The sequence below is a fragment of the Seonamhaeicola sp. NFXS20 genome (genome assembly GCF_049132085.1).
Lineage (GTDB): Bacteria > Bacteroidota > Bacteroidia > Flavobacteriales > Flavobacteriaceae > Seonamhaeicola.
Window position 1 is genome coordinate 113,214 of record NZ_JAFMPU010000006.1, and the last position, 16,755, is coordinate 129,968.

General features: G+C 35.7%; 28 protein-coding genes. 21 read left to right on the forward strand and 7 right to left on the reverse strand.

Annotated features, from left to right (window positions below; translation table 11 throughout):
* Positions 1–257 precede the first annotated feature (257 nt).
* The 21 genes from J1D01_RS10510 to J1D01_RS10610 all read left to right on the forward strand — a co-directional run bounded on the left by J1D01_RS10510 (position 258) and on the right by J1D01_RS10610 (position 10,866).
* Complete coding sequence (locus tag J1D01_RS10510) at positions 258–383, forward strand: hypothetical protein (RefSeq protein ID WP_421150769.1); 126 nt, start codon at positions 258–260, stop codon at positions 381–383.
* Position 384: 1 nt separating this feature from the next.
* On the forward strand, positions 385–2,373 hold the full coding sequence (locus tag J1D01_RS10515; protein ID WP_421150770.1) for a hypothetical protein: 1,989 nt from the start codon (positions 385–387) through the stop codon (positions 2,371–2,373).
* Positions 2,374–2,400: 27 nt separating this feature from the next.
* A complete protein-coding gene (locus J1D01_RS10520; RefSeq protein WP_421150771.1) occupies positions 2,401–3,243 on the forward strand; it encodes an AAA family ATPase in 843 nt (280 codons plus the stop codon).
* 22 nt (positions 3,244–3,265) lie between these two features.
* Positions 3,266–3,907 carry an AAA family ATPase gene (locus tag J1D01_RS10525; RefSeq protein ID WP_421150772.1) on the forward strand — a complete coding sequence of 214 codons (642 nt, stop codon included), beginning with the start codon at positions 3,266–3,268 and terminating at the stop codon, positions 3,905–3,907.
* Between the two features lies 1 nt (position 3,908).
* The gene (locus J1D01_RS10530; RefSeq protein WP_421150773.1) at positions 3,909–4,262 is read left to right on the forward strand and encodes a hypothetical protein; all 354 of its coding nucleotides are present in this window, start codon (positions 3,909–3,911) and stop codon (positions 4,260–4,262) included.
* Positions 4,246–4,422 (forward strand): hypothetical protein, encoded by a 177-nt coding sequence (locus J1D01_RS10535; protein WP_421150774.1) that lies wholly within the window; start codon positions 4,246–4,248, stop codon positions 4,420–4,422. The genes J1D01_RS10530 and J1D01_RS10535 overlap by 17 nt, the downstream gene beginning before the upstream one ends.
* Positions 4,419–4,718, forward strand: a complete 300-nt coding sequence (locus J1D01_RS10540; protein ID WP_421150775.1) for a hypothetical protein — start codon at positions 4,419–4,421, stop codon at positions 4,716–4,718. The genes J1D01_RS10535 and J1D01_RS10540 overlap by 4 nt, the downstream gene beginning before the upstream one ends.
* Positions 4,711–5,394: a DUF3164 family protein gene (locus J1D01_RS10545; RefSeq protein ID WP_421150776.1), complete on the forward strand. Its 684-nt coding sequence runs from the start codon at positions 4,711–4,713 to the stop codon at positions 5,392–5,394. The genes J1D01_RS10540 and J1D01_RS10545 overlap by 8 nt, the downstream gene beginning before the upstream one ends.
* 153 nt (positions 5,395–5,547) lie before the next feature.
* Positions 5,548–5,982 (forward strand): hypothetical protein, encoded by a 435-nt coding sequence (locus J1D01_RS10550; protein ID WP_421150777.1) that lies wholly within the window; start codon positions 5,548–5,550, stop codon positions 5,980–5,982.
* A 115-nt stretch (positions 5,983–6,097) separates the two neighbouring features.
* Positions 6,098–6,289 (forward strand): hypothetical protein, encoded by a 192-nt coding sequence (locus J1D01_RS10555; protein WP_421150778.1) that lies wholly within the window; start codon positions 6,098–6,100, stop codon positions 6,287–6,289.
* A gap of 148 nt (positions 6,290–6,437) precedes the next feature.
* Positions 6,438–6,758: a hypothetical protein gene (locus J1D01_RS10560; RefSeq protein ID WP_421150779.1), complete on the forward strand. Its 321-nt coding sequence runs from the start codon at positions 6,438–6,440 to the stop codon at positions 6,756–6,758.
* A gap of 1 nt (position 6,759) precedes the next feature.
* Positions 6,760–7,185, forward strand: coding sequence for a hypothetical protein (locus tag J1D01_RS10565; protein ID WP_421150780.1), 426 nt, complete (start codon positions 6,760–6,762; stop codon positions 7,183–7,185).
* Positions 7,175–7,468: a hypothetical protein gene (locus tag J1D01_RS10570; RefSeq protein WP_421150781.1), complete on the forward strand. Its 294-nt coding sequence runs from the start codon at positions 7,175–7,177 to the stop codon at positions 7,466–7,468. Before J1D01_RS10565 ends, J1D01_RS10570 begins: the two co-directional genes overlap by 11 nt.
* Before the next feature lie 273 nt (positions 7,469–7,741).
* The gene (locus tag J1D01_RS10575) at positions 7,742–8,542 is read left to right on the forward strand and encodes an HNH endonuclease signature motif containing protein (RefSeq protein WP_421150782.1); all 801 of its coding nucleotides are present in this window, start codon (positions 7,742–7,744) and stop codon (positions 8,540–8,542) included.
* Positions 8,526–8,939 (forward strand): hypothetical protein, encoded by a 414-nt coding sequence (locus J1D01_RS10580; RefSeq protein ID WP_421150783.1) that lies wholly within the window; start codon positions 8,526–8,528, stop codon positions 8,937–8,939. The genes J1D01_RS10575 and J1D01_RS10580 overlap by 17 nt, the downstream gene beginning before the upstream one ends.
* A gap of 4 nt (positions 8,940–8,943) precedes the next feature.
* Positions 8,944–9,159, forward strand: coding sequence for a DUF7220 family protein (locus J1D01_RS10585; RefSeq protein WP_421150784.1), 216 nt, complete (start codon positions 8,944–8,946; stop codon positions 9,157–9,159).
* A 42-nt stretch (positions 9,160–9,201) separates the two neighbouring features.
* Positions 9,202–9,426 carry a hypothetical protein gene (locus J1D01_RS10590; protein ID WP_421150785.1) on the forward strand — a complete coding sequence of 75 codons (225 nt, stop codon included), beginning with the start codon at positions 9,202–9,204 and terminating at the stop codon, positions 9,424–9,426.
* Position 9,427: 1 nt separating this feature from the next.
* Positions 9,428–9,925 carry a hypothetical protein gene (locus J1D01_RS10595; protein WP_421150786.1) on the forward strand — a complete coding sequence of 166 codons (498 nt, stop codon included), beginning with the start codon at positions 9,428–9,430 and terminating at the stop codon, positions 9,923–9,925.
* Between the two features lie 113 nt (positions 9,926–10,038).
* Positions 10,039–10,443, forward strand: coding sequence for a hypothetical protein (locus tag J1D01_RS10600; RefSeq protein WP_421150787.1), 405 nt, complete (start codon positions 10,039–10,041; stop codon positions 10,441–10,443).
* A 44-nt stretch (positions 10,444–10,487) separates the two neighbouring features.
* Entirely contained in the window at positions 10,488–10,670 is a 183-nt protein-coding gene (locus J1D01_RS10605) for a hypothetical protein (protein ID WP_421150788.1), read from the forward strand.
* A 1-nt stretch (position 10,671) separates the two neighbouring features.
* The gene (locus J1D01_RS10610; RefSeq protein ID WP_421150789.1) at positions 10,672–10,866 is read left to right on the forward strand and encodes a hypothetical protein; all 195 of its coding nucleotides are present in this window, start codon (positions 10,672–10,674) and stop codon (positions 10,864–10,866) included.
* Here the strand turns inward: J1D01_RS10610 and J1D01_RS10615 are convergent.
* From J1D01_RS10615 to J1D01_RS10645, 7 genes are all read right to left on the reverse strand, one after another.
* Entirely contained in the window at positions 10,863–11,375 is a 513-nt protein-coding gene (locus J1D01_RS10615) for a hypothetical protein (RefSeq protein ID WP_421150790.1), read from the reverse strand. The two genes, J1D01_RS10610 and J1D01_RS10615, sit on opposite strands and share 4 nt — an antisense overlap.
* Positions 11,376–11,387: 12 nt before the next feature.
* Complete coding sequence (locus tag J1D01_RS10620; RefSeq protein ID WP_421150791.1) at positions 11,388–11,900, reverse strand: hypothetical protein; 513 nt, start codon at positions 11,898–11,900, stop codon at positions 11,388–11,390.
* 69 nt (positions 11,901–11,969) lie between these two features.
* Positions 11,970–13,244: a phage minor head protein gene (locus J1D01_RS10625; protein WP_421150792.1), complete on the reverse strand. Its 1,275-nt coding sequence runs from the start codon at positions 13,242–13,244 to the stop codon at positions 11,970–11,972.
* Between the two features lie 77 nt (positions 13,245–13,321).
* Positions 13,322–14,605, reverse strand: coding sequence for a phage portal protein family protein (locus tag J1D01_RS10630; RefSeq protein WP_421150793.1), 1,284 nt, complete (start codon positions 14,603–14,605; stop codon positions 13,322–13,324).
* Positions 14,605–15,024, reverse strand: a complete 420-nt coding sequence (locus tag J1D01_RS10635) for a phage protein Gp36 family protein (protein WP_421150794.1) — start codon at positions 15,022–15,024, stop codon at positions 14,605–14,607. Before J1D01_RS10635 ends, J1D01_RS10630 begins: the two co-directional genes overlap by 1 nt.
* On the reverse strand, positions 15,021–16,538 hold the full coding sequence (locus tag J1D01_RS10640; RefSeq protein ID WP_421150795.1) for a hypothetical protein: 1,518 nt from the start codon (positions 16,536–16,538) through the stop codon (positions 15,021–15,023). The genes J1D01_RS10635 and J1D01_RS10640 overlap by 4 nt, the downstream gene beginning before the upstream one ends.
* Positions 16,525–16,752 (reverse strand): hypothetical protein, encoded by a 228-nt coding sequence (locus tag J1D01_RS10645; protein WP_421150796.1) that lies wholly within the window; start codon positions 16,750–16,752, stop codon positions 16,525–16,527. Before J1D01_RS10645 ends, J1D01_RS10640 begins: the two co-directional genes overlap by 14 nt.
* Between the last annotated feature and the right edge of the window lie 3 nt (positions 16,753–16,755).

Below are 16,755 nucleotides of genomic sequence, written 5' to 3' on the forward strand. Positions count from 1 at the left end.
ATTTATACATTTTTGGTATATATTTGTATAAATATTTAAACCAAATGTACACAAAAAAATTTATTCCTCTCACAGACGAACAAATTAAAAGAGTAAATGCTAGTGCACTAGCAAAAGAGTTTGAATGTACAAGCGCCTGGGTAGGTCGTGTTATGAGATCTAAAGAATTACCTAAGAATGAGAAGGCTCAGAAAATACACGCAGCGGCCAGACGCATAGTAGAATCTTATGAATGCAATCTATAAAATATGTCAGCAATGAGTAGTAAGCCAACAATAGAGAGATTTATTTCTGAGTTCGAGACCAAGCTTCGATGGCACAATACATTCTATAATCCTAAGAATTTAGCCTACAACATTCCTGTAGACGAAATAAAGAAATAATATGTACGAGACCTATCAGAATACACTATGCATCAATCAAGAAGTGTTCTATGAACACATAGCAGTACTGTCATACGCCAATTTTCAAAAGTGGGTGCAACGCGGTAAGTTGAAGAGAGTGAGAACTAAAGGTCGTGGTCGTACAGGATTAATTGAATTTGCATCAATACCAGAAGATCTTAAGAATATTATTATTCATAAGTTCGGCAACCCATATCTTCAGAATGATAGAGAAACCTTTACTAATCAGTTAGAAACTGACTATGATGCTATAGATTTCTTTAAGACATATGTATATGATGATGGTCGTGGTATTCCCAATAAGCGTCAGGAGCAATATATATGCGAGGCCGAAATACTGAATCTGTATAATTCAATACTTAAGAAGTATGAGGCTAAAATAAAAGCACAGCGTCGCAAATCTAAAGTAGGTGATTTAAAGAAAAAGTTATCCTCCATTATTAACGATCTTAAGACTGAAGTTTATCCAAACACCGACACAAAGAAATATCCTCATAAATTACCATCTAATGTAAGAGCCTTAGATCGTAAGGCTAAAGGCTATGCTAAAGAAGGGTACGATTTCTTAGTACATAAGAATGCAGGCAATAAGGCGGCTCAAAAAATTAAAGGCGATGTAGCTAAGTGGTTGTTGGCGCAATATTCAATGCCTAATAAGATAGTGGTTCCAGTGCTTCATATGCTTTATATTAAAGAAGCCGCTAAGAGAGATTGGCCAGAGCTTTCAGAATCGGCCATATACAAGTGGTTATACGAGCCAGAACAAGAGAAAATCTGGTTAGTTTCTCGCGATCCTAACGAATACAAGAATAAATATGGTCACAAACTCGTGAGAGATAAAGAGCAATGGTTCCCGAATGCCTACTGGGCCATCGACGGTTCTAAAATAGACTGGATGCACTACTTCGACAATCAACTAGGTGCTGCGGCGCAATTCAAGATAGACCCTGTAATTGATGTTTATTCAGAGAAGATACTAGGCTGGTCCTTCAGCACAACAGAGAATCATGTAGATCATTTTAATGCTGTTAAAATGGCATTTAATAACGCGCAAACAAGGCCTTATCTATTCACCTATGATGGTCAGTCAGGGCATACTTCCAACCGCATGCAGGAGCTGTATGGTAAGATGGTGGCGAAGAGAGGAGGCGCACATTACAAGCATGCTGCTTATGAGCACAGTTCGCCTGTAGAAGGCATCTTCAACAGATTGCAGCAACAAGTTCTCAACTACTGGTGGTTCAGTGATAAACAATCTATCACCGTGAGAACTGAGAGAAATAAGCCTAATATGGAATTTATAATGGCGAATAAGCACAAGCTGCCAACTAAAGAGGATTTGATTAAAGCCTGGGAGCTCTGTGTTGCTGAATGGAATGAATCTAAGCACCCAAAATTCAATAAGTCAAGAAATGAAGTGTATGCCGAGGATCAATTAATGAAGGAAGAAATCACATATCTAGACATGATAGATCTATTCTGGGTTTACACTCCAGAACCAGTGACTTACAAGGCCGATGGACTGAGAGTTCAGATTGCCAATAAGAAGTATCACTTCGAGGTGTATAATCTTAATGGAGATATCGATTTAAGATTTAGAGAGCGCTGGGTAAATAAGAAATTCTACGTGAAGTATGACCCCGATAACTTAGACAATTATGTAAGTCTGTACTTGAAGCTACCTGATGGCGATAAGCAATTTGTAGCCGATGCGCAACCGGTTAGAAAACAGCAACAAGTGCCTGTACTAATGAAAGAAGGTGACAAAGAGCAATGGAAGAAAGACTATGAAGTGCGTAAGATTGAAGAGGCAGCCGCGAAGAAGAAAATCGAGAAAATACAGAAAGAAACTGGCATTACTCCAGAACAATTGATAAAAGACCAGGAGCTTAAAATTAAGTTTGGAGGAAAGCTCCCTAAACAACAACGAAGCGAAGCCGAGGCGGCTAGCTTCTATCATAGAATGTAGTTCATATTAATTATAAAGCAATTCAAAATGACAACAGAAAACAAACAATTAATCGCAGAAGAACTGACAGAACTGTGCAACAAAACAAGTCAGGCACACATGGCTAAGCTATTAGAAGTATCAACCGCATTGATTAGTCAAGTGTTGAATAACAACTGGAAGCTCATTAGTAACGAGATGTGGCGCATTATTCAAAAAAGGCTATTTATCGATTTTGGCTGGAATACCGTTGAAATTTCAAATTTCCAGCTCATCACACAACTGCTAAACTCTACCAATGACTTGGGAATAAGTGTGGCAATATCAGATACAGCTGGTAAGAGCAAGAGCGAGACGTTTAAGCACTACTGGAAGCAGAACATTAACAACACCATATATGTGCAATGTAAAACGAGCTGGACAAAAAAGACTTATTTAAAAGCCTTGTTAACAGCTGCCGGTCAAGACAATTATGGAAAGACCGAAGAGCTGTTGAACCGATTCATTAAACACCTTATGAGCCTTGATAAACCTATAGTGATATTAGATCAGGCTGATAAACTTAAGGACCCGCAGCTTGATCTATTCATGGACTTCTACAACGACCTTAACGGTCACTGCGGATTTATGATATCTGGAGTAAAGGCTTTGGAAAAGAGAATATTAAAAGGTGTACATCAAAAGCGAATAGGTTACGAAGAGTTCTACTCGCGTATAGGGCGCAAGTTTATAGAACTCGATCCTATCACAATCAATGATGTTCGACTTATATGCAATGCCAATGGCGTGAATGATGAGCAGGAGATTACATACATATACAATAATAGTGAGGATGATTTAAGGCGCGTACGTAGAGATATAGATATATACAAGTTAAAAACAGCGGTTTAACAAGAATTAAAATCCCTCAAAATTGGCAAAGTTAAGAAAGGCAATATCTGTAGATACGCTTCTCAGTACTAAGTTCATTGAAATACCTCTCACAGGCCGATGGAAAGACCTTATTGGTCGTCCAGAACAAAGTGGAACATGGTTCCTGAAAGGGCCATCTGGACACGGGAAAACAACCTTTATGTTGCAATTAGTCAAGGAGCTGACAAAGTATGGCAAAGTGCTGTACAACTCTCTCGAAGAGGGCGCTCGATTAAGTATGCAGGAAGCAGTTAAGGAACAAAACCTTAGCACTCTTGAAGCTAAACGAATCAATTTCTTGCATCGCGAACCAATAGACTTAATGCGTAAGAGGTTGCAACGTTCTCGAGGCATTCATTTCGTCGTCATAGATTCTATTCAGTATGCATTTATGACACTTAAGGAATATAAAGAATTGCAGGCTGAGAACCCCAAGAAAGTGTTCATAATAAACAGTCATGTTGAAGGTAAGAAGGCTGTTGGAGCCTTAGCCCGAACCATCGAGTATGATGCCGATGTGAAGATAGATGTTGAAGGTTTTAAGGCATTCTCCAGGAGCCGTGCATCGAGAGGTCAATTGACTAAGCCGTATGTAATATGGCCAGAAGGAGCAGATAAATATTGGAACGACATAAAAATTTAAAATGAAAACCATTCAAGACATATTAAAAATAGACTATAGGTCTTATGATGATTACAGGTTTAGTTGCTTTTTCAGTTGGTGCAGCTTTTACACAGAGCTTGGTTTGCCATTACAATCTTTAACAACCTCAAAACCATTATATGATTGGTATTGCCAACAATGGGCAGGTGTTGTAGAAGAAGCTTTTAAAAATGATTTTAAAAACTACTTAGAAGCTGGCATCAATGAACCTAATCGTTATTTAGAATTACTAGCTACATATCCAAAGAGTATCGAGAATTATTACCCCTCAGTCATATTTGAAATGATACAAAAACAATTAACACCTGAAAAAAACAATGAGAAAATATACTAAAACTGAACTTGAAGCCAAAGTGAAATCACTTAATGAAGAGCTTCATAATCCATTTTTATCAAAATCAGAAAAGTTACGTATAGAATCTGGCATTAAATACTATACCGGTAAGTTAGTTGAGATGGATGAATCTCCTAATATAAAAACTATTAACGCATGAATAGAGGCGAATACTCAGAACACCTAAGATCTATATTGTGTTATGACAGTATAGTAGAAGTGTTATCTATAGCAGACAGGTACTGGCTACATAGGGAGATTATTTTAAATCATGGGAATAGTACAGAGCCTGCAACTGTGAATGAAACTCAAGGCTATATTTTAAAAATATCAGAGCGTATAGTAGAAAATAAGTGGCAACGACCACAGCTTAAATACAATCATGCTAGAGAGCTAGAGGTTTACGATGAGAATACTGACGCATGGAAACCTTTTAAACCTGAAGATTATGTGTAAAAACATTGAAGTAATAGAACCTGAATTAATAACATCTAATACAAAATCATTTATGAAAACAATTCAAACAGCTAAAGACAAGATTTGGGAAGACGAAAGCGGTATGCAAATACCATACAATAGAATTACAAAAACAGAACGCCTAATAGAACGTTCAGTTGCTAAAATTTTCAAAGCATGGACAACCGAAGCCTCTAGACTTAAAGAGCTCAAAAAAATGGTAGCAGAACTTTGTGAACAATGCTATCAAGCCGATATGAAAAGTAAAGGAGTTGATCCATCAGACAAAAAAGGCAATTACACCATGTATTGCTTTAACCGAAATATTAAGGTGGAGCGTTCTGTTCATGGAAATCCAACCTATGATGAAGCAACAATTGAAGCTGCAAAAATCAAGTTTGACCAGTACATGGAAGAAAATGTTACCAGTAAAGAAGATTTCACCAAAGATATGATTAACGAGGCTTTTGAAAGCAAAAACAAGCAGTTGGATAAAGCCAAGATAAACAAGCTTATTTCATACAAAAATCGCAGCAAAATAAAGTTATTTCAAGATGCCTGCGATTTACTTTCTACAGCTGCCAGATACTCCAGTAGCTCAATCTACTATCGAGTTTGGAAAAAAGACGAAAACGGCAAGTACCAAAACATAGACATTCAATTTTCAAGCTTATAATATGGCAGTAATTATAAATACACTTAATGACGATCAGATGTTTGTAAATAATAAGATCGTAGAGCGAGACTCTAACGGCAACTGGATTGCCAGAGTAGAACTTACTCAAGCGGAAAACAAAGCCTTTCAAAAACATTTAAAAACCCTAATGTCATGATAAAAGCAGATGCTAAACAAAAGCAAATCATAGCTATTTTAACACGTGGCGATAAAGAGTTTAAAGCACAATTAGTGGTAAACATGACAGGCGATTCTCTAAAAAGCAGTACCAGCGACCTCACCTTTGCTCAGGCAAACGCCATTATAAAGCAGTTGGGTGGGTCGCCAGTACCCAACAAATGGACTCGTTTTGATGGAAACAAAGGTTCTCACAGAAATATATTGAGCCTACTAATGCAAAACGGTTGGCAGTTTTACCATAAAGAGCACCAACGTTATTACGCCGATATGAATGCATTTGGTGGCTGGTTGCAAACTAAAGCTCCAGTAAAGAAGCCTTTAGTAGATATGGAACCTTATGAGGTTAGCAAAACCATACATGCTCTAAAACAAATGTTTAAAAAAGACGCAAACAAAAGCAACATATAACAATCAAAATACTTTAATCATGAAAATAATTAGAAATATAATACTAGCATTAATATTAATACTTGGCCTATTGTGTTTAAAACAAGCTCTGGTAATGGGTTAAAAACTTCATTCTATGGCAAAAAATTTCAATGTAGAGCTAGAACTAAACACGCTCATAGATATATCAGCACGTCCAATACATAATGGCAATGACGCTATGAATTTAGCTTCAGAATTAAAACATTTTTTAATAAAACTTGAAAAAGAAGCCTTTGAGCGTGGTTATGAAGCTGCTATGAACGTTCAAATACCTAAAGAGCTATGAAAGGTTTCAGCAAAAACAATGCTAAAAAAAAGGAATGCCCTCACAAAAATAAAAGCCTTGTAGTTGTTAATAGCGTTGTAACCTGTGAAACTGTGCATACTATATGCAACGACTGTAAAAAAGTATTAAAAATTGAAACAAACTGCTAATGACACAAATACCCAAAATAGAACTAAAAATCACAGCATCTCAACTAACAGATGTTTGTAATGCTTTAGATTTTATAAAGCCTATTCTAACTTTTGAAGACAGAAATAAAGTTAGAAAACTAAAAAACTACTACAGCCTATTAGATGTGGTAAGATTAAAGCTGGCAAAAAAACTATTAAGTCATGCCAATAAAACAAAGCCTTTTAAGCTGAGTCTGCAATACTATGAAGCCAACTGCATTCACGAAACTTTAAAAGTTACAGGCTGCAATCATGAAGGCCAAAAAATGTTTAATCAATTAGACCAAAAATTAGCATAAAATGGCATTAGAAACAACATATATAGTCACAGGAAAAAAGACCGGACAAATAACATTTAAGTTCGATTTAAACGGTGATTTAATACTGTTTAAATACGAAGGAGAACCACTAACAGAAAGACAACGCAAATGGCTCTACCCACGCATACCTACACAGGAAAATAAAATGGGAATGTGGACGGCAATTAAAGAGTTTACCGTTACAAAAGGCGATCCAGATCTAAGCTTTGAAAACTTCTGGAATACATACAACAACAAAGCCAAGAAAATAAAAGCTCAAGAGCTATGGAAAAAACTATCTAAAAACGACCGCTTCAATGCTATAGCCTTTATTAAGCGTTACGATAATTGGTTGCGGTTAAAAGGAACTGCTAAGGCTTTACCAGATACTTATTTAAGGCAAAAACGCTGGCTAGATGAACTTTAACGTGCACAATACAGATAAAATTATGAGGTGTCCGTTTTTAGATAAAAATCAAAAAGCTTTAGATATTGGTGATGAAATAATAGGCAGTTCAAATACAGATGAAGTTAAAGGTATAGTGACATTTTTTGACACAGGAAGAATAGAAGATGATTATAATAAATGGTTAATAACCGTAACTCATCATAAAGTAAATAATGAATGGAAAGAATGTGATAATTATACGCTGCATTTAGCTTATCACTTAAATAGTAGAAGTACACTTGAGTTTTTCTCTAAAGTTTAATACCAGAGCTATTGTAGGAAATAGTTTGGTATGAATAGTAGATAAAAAGGATAAATTATGAAAGAATATATAAAAAAGAACTGGACTCCATTAGTAGTAGGTTTCGCAGTGGCAATGATGTACAATATACTACTAAACTTAATAGAAAGTATAATACTTAAAATTGCTTTGATAAGTGCGGGGTAGTTTTATTGTTTTACAACACAAAAATAAACCCCCGTTTTAATGGGGTTTATTAACTGTTGTGAAACGTTTAATTTTTAATAATTAATCATGTCAAAAAAAGTAATAACACCAAAAATAGAACAATACATTCGGCAAAACTATTTAAAACAATCTAGCCGAAAAATAGCAAACACATTAGGTATAAGTAAATCAGCTGTTTTAAACTTTCTAAAAAGGAATAATTTGGTAGTTCCTTTAGAGATTAGAATGAAATGGCAAAATTCAAATAAAAAAAAGCCTTATACAAAAAAAGAACAGAGCTATATCATTAAATACATTGCTACTAAAAGTATTAAGAAAATAGCTTTAGAACTAGGAAGAAGCTCTACAACCTGCAGAGAAGAATGTCATCGTCTAGGGCTTTCAGAAATAATAGAACAAAAAAAACATGCATCTAGATACAAACCAGGGTGTATACCCCACAGCAAAGGAAAAAAAGCAGAGGAATTTATGAGTCCAGAAACATTGGCTAAGTTTAAAGCTAATCAGTTTAAAAAAGGAAATGTACCTCATAATGCAATACCTGAAGGAACTGAGGTGCAACGAAAAGATAGTAGAGGAAGATACTACACTTTAATTAAAGTGCCAGGAACCAGAAAACTTCAGTACAAGCATCGTGTAGTTTGGCAGTCTCACTTTGGTAATATACCTCCTGGACACAACATAATATTTAAAGATGGTGATACTTCTAATTGCAGTATAGAAAATCTTAAATGCGTAAGTAATAAAAAACTTATGCAAATGAACAGTTATCATGATTTACCACCATCAATTAAAGAACTAATACATTTAAAATCTGCTATTACAAGACAAATTAATAAACACTCAAACCATGAAAGAAAAAATTAAAGAACAATTAGATAATTTAGTTGGTAAAACATTTAATTACCAAGGCTCTAATATCACAATAGAGCGTTACAAAATAGTTGGAGTATCTAACGTGGTAATTTTTATACCCAGACCAAAAAATTTACTTATAAGTGAAATTCCAGATTTTTTAGAAAATCTAAATCCACCAACAGAAAAACCTCTGCAAATAGCAATACCACATGAAAAAGTAAAAGTATTTGAACCTACAAAAGAAAATGATACCGTTAAGGCAACGTTGCTTGAAACATTAGAGAAGGTGAAAACTAATGCTGACTATATACCTCAAGCTCAAGCAGTGTGCAATGTAGTGTCTCAAATAGTCAGTGTGCAGAAAACAGAAATTCAAATGTTACAGCTTTTAAAATCAAAAAAATAAACGCATGCAAACAAAAAAACAATCATTCATAGAAGCCCTTACTAATACCGCTATTGGTTTTTTTATAAGCTATGCTAGTACTTTTTTAATATTTCCATTGGTTGGTGTGAGCACCACCGCAAGCACCAACCTAATGGTAACTATTTACTTTACCATTATAAGTATATTACGCAGTTATACATTACGAAGAATTTTTAACAAAACACGGAATAAAAACTAATATTCCATAAACTTGGAATAATTTAAAATATCATATAATACCATGAATCAGCTAAAACGTATAGATAAACTTGAAGAACAAATATTTATATATAGAAAAAGCAATAGAGGTTCTTTACCTCACCTGATAGTTATGCATCCTGATGATTACAATATTATAGAGCATTTAAATCCCGCTACAACTTCAGGTAAACGTCCACTCCCTTACAGAGGAATTGAAATATTTAGGAGCTATGATGTAGCACCAGGAACTTTTAAAATTGGGTAATATGACATTAGGATTTTCACAATATATAAACGGGAAATCAACATACTTTCCTGAAAAAATTTGGGCAGGTATTAAAGATCATGAAGTTAGTGTAGAATTATCAAATTACCTAAATTCTCCATATTCTACAGGTAAAAGCATACTTGACGTGAAGCCTAAATATCATACCATTAGAGAAGATAAAAATAACAGATGGCAACCAGGAAAACAGATCCATTTTGTAATTAATAATAGAACAAAAAACAGACTTCAGTTTGCTCCAATTATTAAAGTTAAGTCTATACAAAAAATAGTTATAAAACCTGATTGTAGATTTGTAGAATATGAAGGGACAGAATTGATACAAAGTCCTGTAATAGTAGATAACAGAAGTCTTAAAGCTTCAGAAATTAAAACGCTAGCAATTAATGATGGTTTTGATTCTGTTGATGATTTTTTTACATGGTTCAATAAAGGTTTCACTGGTAAGATAATACACTGGACTAATTTAAATTACTAATAAAAAAAGCCGATAAACGGTAAAAAAATATGTAGTTAATCGATTTGTTGTAAAATAAAACCCTGCAATTTGTAGGGTTTTTTATATTTACAATTACATAATAAACAATTATCATGAAAAAACTACTAATATTAACGGTTTTTTGGTTAAGTATCACAACTACTCAAGCTCAATCATTAACAGAAATTTTTTCGCAATACATACAGCCAACGTCATCAACTGAAGAATTAAGAGAAGGCTTAAAAAAAGTAGAAGCCCTATGTAAAGTTACACCACATGAAAAATGTAACAAAGCAAAAGCTTCAGCTTTATATTTGTTGTGCGATGATTATTATGCTGCAGCATACCAAGTGTATCAGGTAGATCCAGAACTTGCAAATCCTATTTTAGATAAAGCCCAAGACCTATATGCTAAAGCCAATAGTCTTATGGCTATTGAAAGCTTTTCAGAATCACAGAAAAACATCATGTTAAACAGTAAGCTTCAATTTGAATCAGATACACAGAAAGCCTACTAAAAACCCATTTTGCAAAATTGAGCAGTTTGTATTTACTTTGTAATATGGCTGCTAAAAATACTACAAATCAATTTTACGCTGCTGTTCGTAAAGAGCATGAACGCCTTACTAAAGTCACTGAGTATGGTGTGCAAAAGTATAGCGATGAATGGATAAGACGCAAACTAGCCAGCGTATTCTTTAGAGAAGTTAAAACAATAGAAGATATTATATTTGAAAGAGTTTAGCATGACTCCCTCTAAAAGTAAAATAGTTTTAATGTTAATTATAGATTACATTAAATTATGGTTTTGCATCTTATTAGATATAAGAGGATGGAATTATCATATTAAAACTAGGCACGAAAACCCCAATAGCTTGCACACTTTCTTTAGAAAACAAGAAGCCGCTATAAGAGTTTATAAAAAACTATTAGGGTATTAATCAATCTCATAAGGCATGGTATCATGTTCAATACTAATATCATCAATTTCATGCTCTGCAAACTCTTTTTGTGCTGAGTAATCCATAAGCTGGCACTCGTAACTCATACGGTATAAATTACCAGCGTTTCCAGTATCTACAGGAGCAAAACCCAAACGCCTCATACTGCTGTAGTTTTCGCCTTCACTGCCGTGAAATAAAGTATTTATGTGATCCATTAAATCAATAAAACTCAGAGCGCTCTCTTGGTTAAAAGCATCGTTGTAAGTATCGGCAAAGGTTTCGTAGTATAGGTAAATATCAACCTGCAAGGTTACTTTTTGCACTTTGTTACCTGCGTCTTCAGTACGTAACGTTCTGTAGCTTAAAAACGTGGCAGGCGTTGGAAATGGATGTTCTTCAGTTAAAAAATTAACTTGGTTGTGCCACAAATCAACCCAACGAATATCGGGTATGTTATCGGCTATTTTAGTGGCGTGTTCTTGGTAAAGGTCTTTCCAGTTTTGCATTTTAACGGTGTTTTAAAGTTGTTTAAATCGTGTTATAATTTCGTTTATTACGTGTTTATCCCAATTGTTGGCAAAGGTTATAGAATCGCCCATAAATTGGCGTTTGTCTATTTTTACGGTAAATCGGTCTTTTTTGGTAAGAGCCATCCACTTCCATTTTTCGTCTCCAGTAGCTTTGAACATAACCCAGAAAAACTTTCGGGAGCGTTCGGTAATTGGTATGTTTAAAATGCCACCTTCATTGTGTATTTGTGCATAAGGCGCATCGGCTTCAAAAACTACTTTGTCTTTACTGCTGGAGGCCACATGAACACTTTTAAACAAGTAGTTGGTAACCCGTAGTATATTGTAGGTGTCGCTTTGTTTTTTAGGCTCCCATGCTTCAAAAGCAGCATCAGTAAAGCCTTCTTCATAAAAATTGTTATGAATAAAGTCCATGCCCTGTATTTCTGCATCGCTCTGTAAATCGGCTTTAAGTTGCTCAGCCATAGCCATAAAATTGGGTGCTTTGTTAATTTTGCTCATTTTTTTGTATATTTGTGCTCCGGAGGCGGTATTACACCAACTCCGATCCAGGAAAAGGAGACTATTTTTTTAGTCTCCTTTTCTTATTTTAAAAATTTCTTTAGCATAGGCATCATATCCCTTTTTCAAAACACTTCTATTAACTTTTACTACATTGTCTTTGTATATGAAAATCAAATAGTTTAGGTTGTTATAATGATTGAATCTCTGCCAAGATTGTGATGTCACATCACCAATTTTTTTATTTGTAAGCTCGTAAAAACTCAAATCAATAATCACAAACGTATCTTTTAAATCCCTAAGCTGTCCAGATACTCCTTTTTTCTTTCCAAATTTAGAATCAAATGCATTTGATATTGCTCTCTTCAAATTAGTGGATATTGGCGCCACTCTATCACCCTTAACTTTTGCGATGTAAAACTCAGGATTTTTATCGCCCTTGATATTTGAGTGAGGGCGTAACTTTGAAGAAATGCCCTTGTTTGCAATTTTAACAGCCGCACGATAATTTCCAATTAAATCTGAAGGGTCTGCAAAAGGATGTACATAAACTTTAGCACCATTATTGGCCGTGTATTTAGCTTTGCCATAAGCCAAACGCAGCTTCATACTTTCAAAAGCCAGTTTCATACGCTCTTTATCTTTTTTTGGAATGATAAAATACGGATGCGCCTGTTCGTTAAACACCGTACCTGTTTTGCCCACATTAACGCTAAATTCGGGTTTCATAAAGCTTAAATCGGGGGCCTCTCCAGTCGGTTCTTGGTTGGTCTGTACCACATAGCAACGGCAACGCCAATCGTTTGGTGGGTAAATTCTATCCCAAATCGCATCGTCAATATGCGCAATAAAACCATGAAGCTCTTTGTGGTCATCACGTACATGCTCATCGCCAACTGTCATGTACTTTAAGTATGGGTAACGAGCTTTGTTTCTTTGAAATCCTTCCCATTTGGCTGCCATTTGCCCTGAAGCTTTAGCAGTTTGGTATTCGGCCTGTAAGTAGTTTTTATTGTATTTAGGATGCTTTTCCAGTACCAACTTCTTGAAGTCGTTAAAGGAACGTTCCTTACCATTTTCATCAACCAAATAACCGTTATATTCAGCTAATTGTTGATAGGTTTTAGCTGCCGAAAACTGATAAATGTTTTGCTGAATACGCTGAACAGTAGCCGAATTTTGCGCATTGTATTGGTGGTACTTAGCGCCATAGCCTTCAGACACCCCTTTGTTTAAGGTGTCGTATGTTTTTTGAATCAGTTCCTGGTCTAAATCTGAAGGCTTTAGTTTACCTGTATGAAGTTCTTTAGCAATGCGCTCAATAATTTTATTCCAGGGCTTCAAATTGATGGCCTCGGGTTCTGGTAGCGCATGGGTACAACGAGGCGCATTGTAATACGCTTCTATTTTATTAAAAGCGTTTACTTCAGACTTTTTTTTTTAGTCTCAGTCTCTTGAGTTGTTTCGGTGGTTAAGCCTATACTTTGCTTAATGGCCGTAATTGGCAACCCGGTACGATTCACTAATTCATCAATATCAAATTCGTAATATTGGCTCAAGTCTTTAATGGCTTCGAGCAATTCTTTAAGTGTTAAGCTTTCACTTTCATCCCATTCAAATTTTAAGTTCGCTAAAACCGCATAAGCTGGAGATAGTTTTACCAACCTTGGAATGAGGTGATTGTTGATGATCACCTTAATAAAAAATTTATCCAATTTATGCTTGGTGGCCAATATTGCAGCATGTACTTGTGCAGCTCCTGTGTAACTTTTTTCGTCGCTAGTGCCGGTAGCTCCAACTATGCGTTTACTCATTTCGCTATTGGCACGTTCAATAAGGTTGTCAAATACTTCATAGTTACCACTACCAGTGTCTTTACCAATCTCGAATTTTTCCTGACCTCGCCCAACCATAAAGTTGTTAGACTTAAAGTTTAAAAGCGCTTCATAGAGTTGGTCTAAACGTTCCTGGTCTTCTCTATCGGTAATTGCAAAAATGGACGGAACGCCATATTTTTCAATATAATCTAGCCAACTACCTACCCCTAATTTTTTAGCCAATACAATAGGTGCTAATTGTGCTAATATACCTAAGAAGTTGTCCTTCCCCACTTGAATGTACTGGTCGGCATAAGCTCCTTCTTTGTAATTCCAACCTTGAGTACCTCCAGCTTCTTTAAGGATTAAACCTTTTTGCGGAATGATATGGCTCATTGGTATTTCAACCACATCAGTTAAGAGCATGTTTTCATCAAGCTCGTAAAGCTCTATTACTTTAGTGCCTTCCCATTTTGAAGCCATGCATATACCTATAAAATCGATGTACCATTGCGTTTCAAACAAGCTTTTGGCTTCTTCGTTTTCTTCACCGCTATTTTTATCTACAAGCTTAAAATCTGCTCCTTGTACAGGTTCGGTACGGTTTTCAAACTGAGACACCAAATGATTGTCCAACTTCAAATTCCTATAAAGCTCACCTAAAGCAACACGGCTTGGTTCTTCGGGGTCGCTGGCCAACAATAAAGCCATTTTCCACTCTTCAAGCGTTTGGGCTTGCATGCTTATGGCTTCTTGAGTGGTTTTGTCCGATAAATTGTTGCCAGTTCCTGACTTTGTGGCTGCCACCACTCTCAAAACACGTTCATCGGTATTCTTTAGAACATATTTTGCTAAAGGCTTATATATGAAGTTTGGTAGGTATTTCATTATATGTAAAAGTTTTTATTTGTGTTGTTTCCCCACATTGGGTTAATATTAGAATTACCTTCTTCATCTGTTGGTGCAGGTAAATCTAGACTTATTTTGCCAGCATTTATCTTCTCTAATTGCTGCATGGCCCAGTCGTAATCGTCTTTAAAATCACTCGGCACTTTGCGAGCTGCATTCCTGCTGATTATTTTATACATTGTTATTTTAGCAACAATGTCTGCCAGAAATTCATCTCGCAAAGGCTCTGTTTCTCTGAAGATAGCCTCTACATTGTAGCGGCCGCTAAGAAATGTTTTGACGAGTCCAATAGTCTTGAGTTCTACTTCGTCTTTCACTGTGGGAAAGTCGCTGGTACTTTCGGTAATAAACCGCTCAAAACTTTCGGTTTTTAAATCGTTATCAGTAATGTAAATCATATACGTTCGTTTTTAGGCTTCATTCGGCCTGATTTCAACTTACCTTTTCCTGAACCTTTTGGAATGTATTTACTTAATCTGGTAATGGCTTGGTGGTCGGCATCAGGTGCATCGTCCTTGGTTTTGTAACCAGGTCCAAAACCGAAATATTGATCTAAACCAATTAAATGGCTAGTATTCCCTTTTAACTTCTCATTCCACCAAATACGACCGTTTTGCCAATAAGATTGTAAAGACTCTATTCTGTCATATTTCTTGGATTTAGGCGTGTCTATTTGATATAACAAAAGGTTTGTTCCAGCAGCTTCTTCAGCTTCTTCAATGGTTCTTTCAACTTCATCGTTCCAAAACTGTGATTCGTACTGCCAGTGAATGATAACCGAGTCTGGTAGATGTTTGTTTATATAGCACATAAAATCTAGTGCAGCTCGCATTTTACATTGCTTTACAAACCCATTAATGTATTGAAAGTCTTTATCTTTAAGACCCCAAATTCTAACAGCATTATAATCCGATTTAGGTTTTCCAGAATAAGCCACATCCCAATGACCTACTATAGCTTTGTAGCTGTTTAGTTTTGGGATAATCCTATACTGAACATCTTCAGGAAGGAATATTGTCCCCTTTTTAACAACCTCGTGACAGTATTCTGCTAAGGCAGATGCTCTACCCATTTTCTTTTCCTTTTTACGGAAATAGTCAGGGCTATATTTTTGATGCCACTTAGGTTCGTAAGTAACGGAATCGTACGCAACAACTTCATGTACAAACCAATCATCGTGACGTTCAGCAAGTTTTTTAATGAACATCTTGTCGGCAAACCAGTTGTTAGAAATAGTAGCACGTTCAAACTCACCATCCATGGCTGGTAATAATTCACTTTCAAACCACTCTACATGCTCTGTTTGTATGGTTTCGTTTTTTATGGTTTTTTTTGTCTCTAAATCATCACAATTGATATGATCAGGTCTTTTTTCCTTAACCCGCAAACCCCTACAACTTTGTCCAAGTCCTAAAGCTTGTCCAATAAAACCGCCTTTAGTTATAAAGAAACCATCTTCCCAGCTACCTATTTGTCGCTGCTCACCAAAATCATGTATAATTCTTGGGTTACCTTCAAATTCGGCTCTAATGTCCTCAAGAAGTTGTTGCGCCCTTTTTTCATTCTGACCGATTAAAACGAAGTATTTTTTCCCCTCATTCATCCAAAGCCAAAAAGGTATAAGTACGTTGTTCCAAACTGATTTAGCCTGCCCACGACCCCATTTAGCAAATCCAATAAACTCTTTATTGTCTTTAACTTTGTTAGCCCATTTTATTTGAAAATCTGCACATTCACTAGTAGCATAATGAGGGAAGTAATATTCAACCATGAATTTTACATCCTTTTTAGCTCTATTAATCCTTTCGGTTTGTTCCGCCTTGGTTTCAAAAGGATTGACTTCACCAGCACTACGGGCAAATTCCAAACGCCTTTTATAGCGTTCTAATGCTATTTTATCACTTCTTTTCACTTCGGTTTAAAATGGGGTTTTTGTCTAGTTTATAAGTGATTTTGTTCAGTTTGAAATTGTAATACAAGTTGGCTATACGCAGTTGTTTACTGCCTTTTTTGCCTTGATATTCAAAAGCATCACCTACTTTATATCCTGTTCCTTTTCTAATGAAGTACGAGCCAATTTCTAAGTAATACTGCTGTTTTGGAGCTCTGTGTTTTAGCAGGCTCAATAA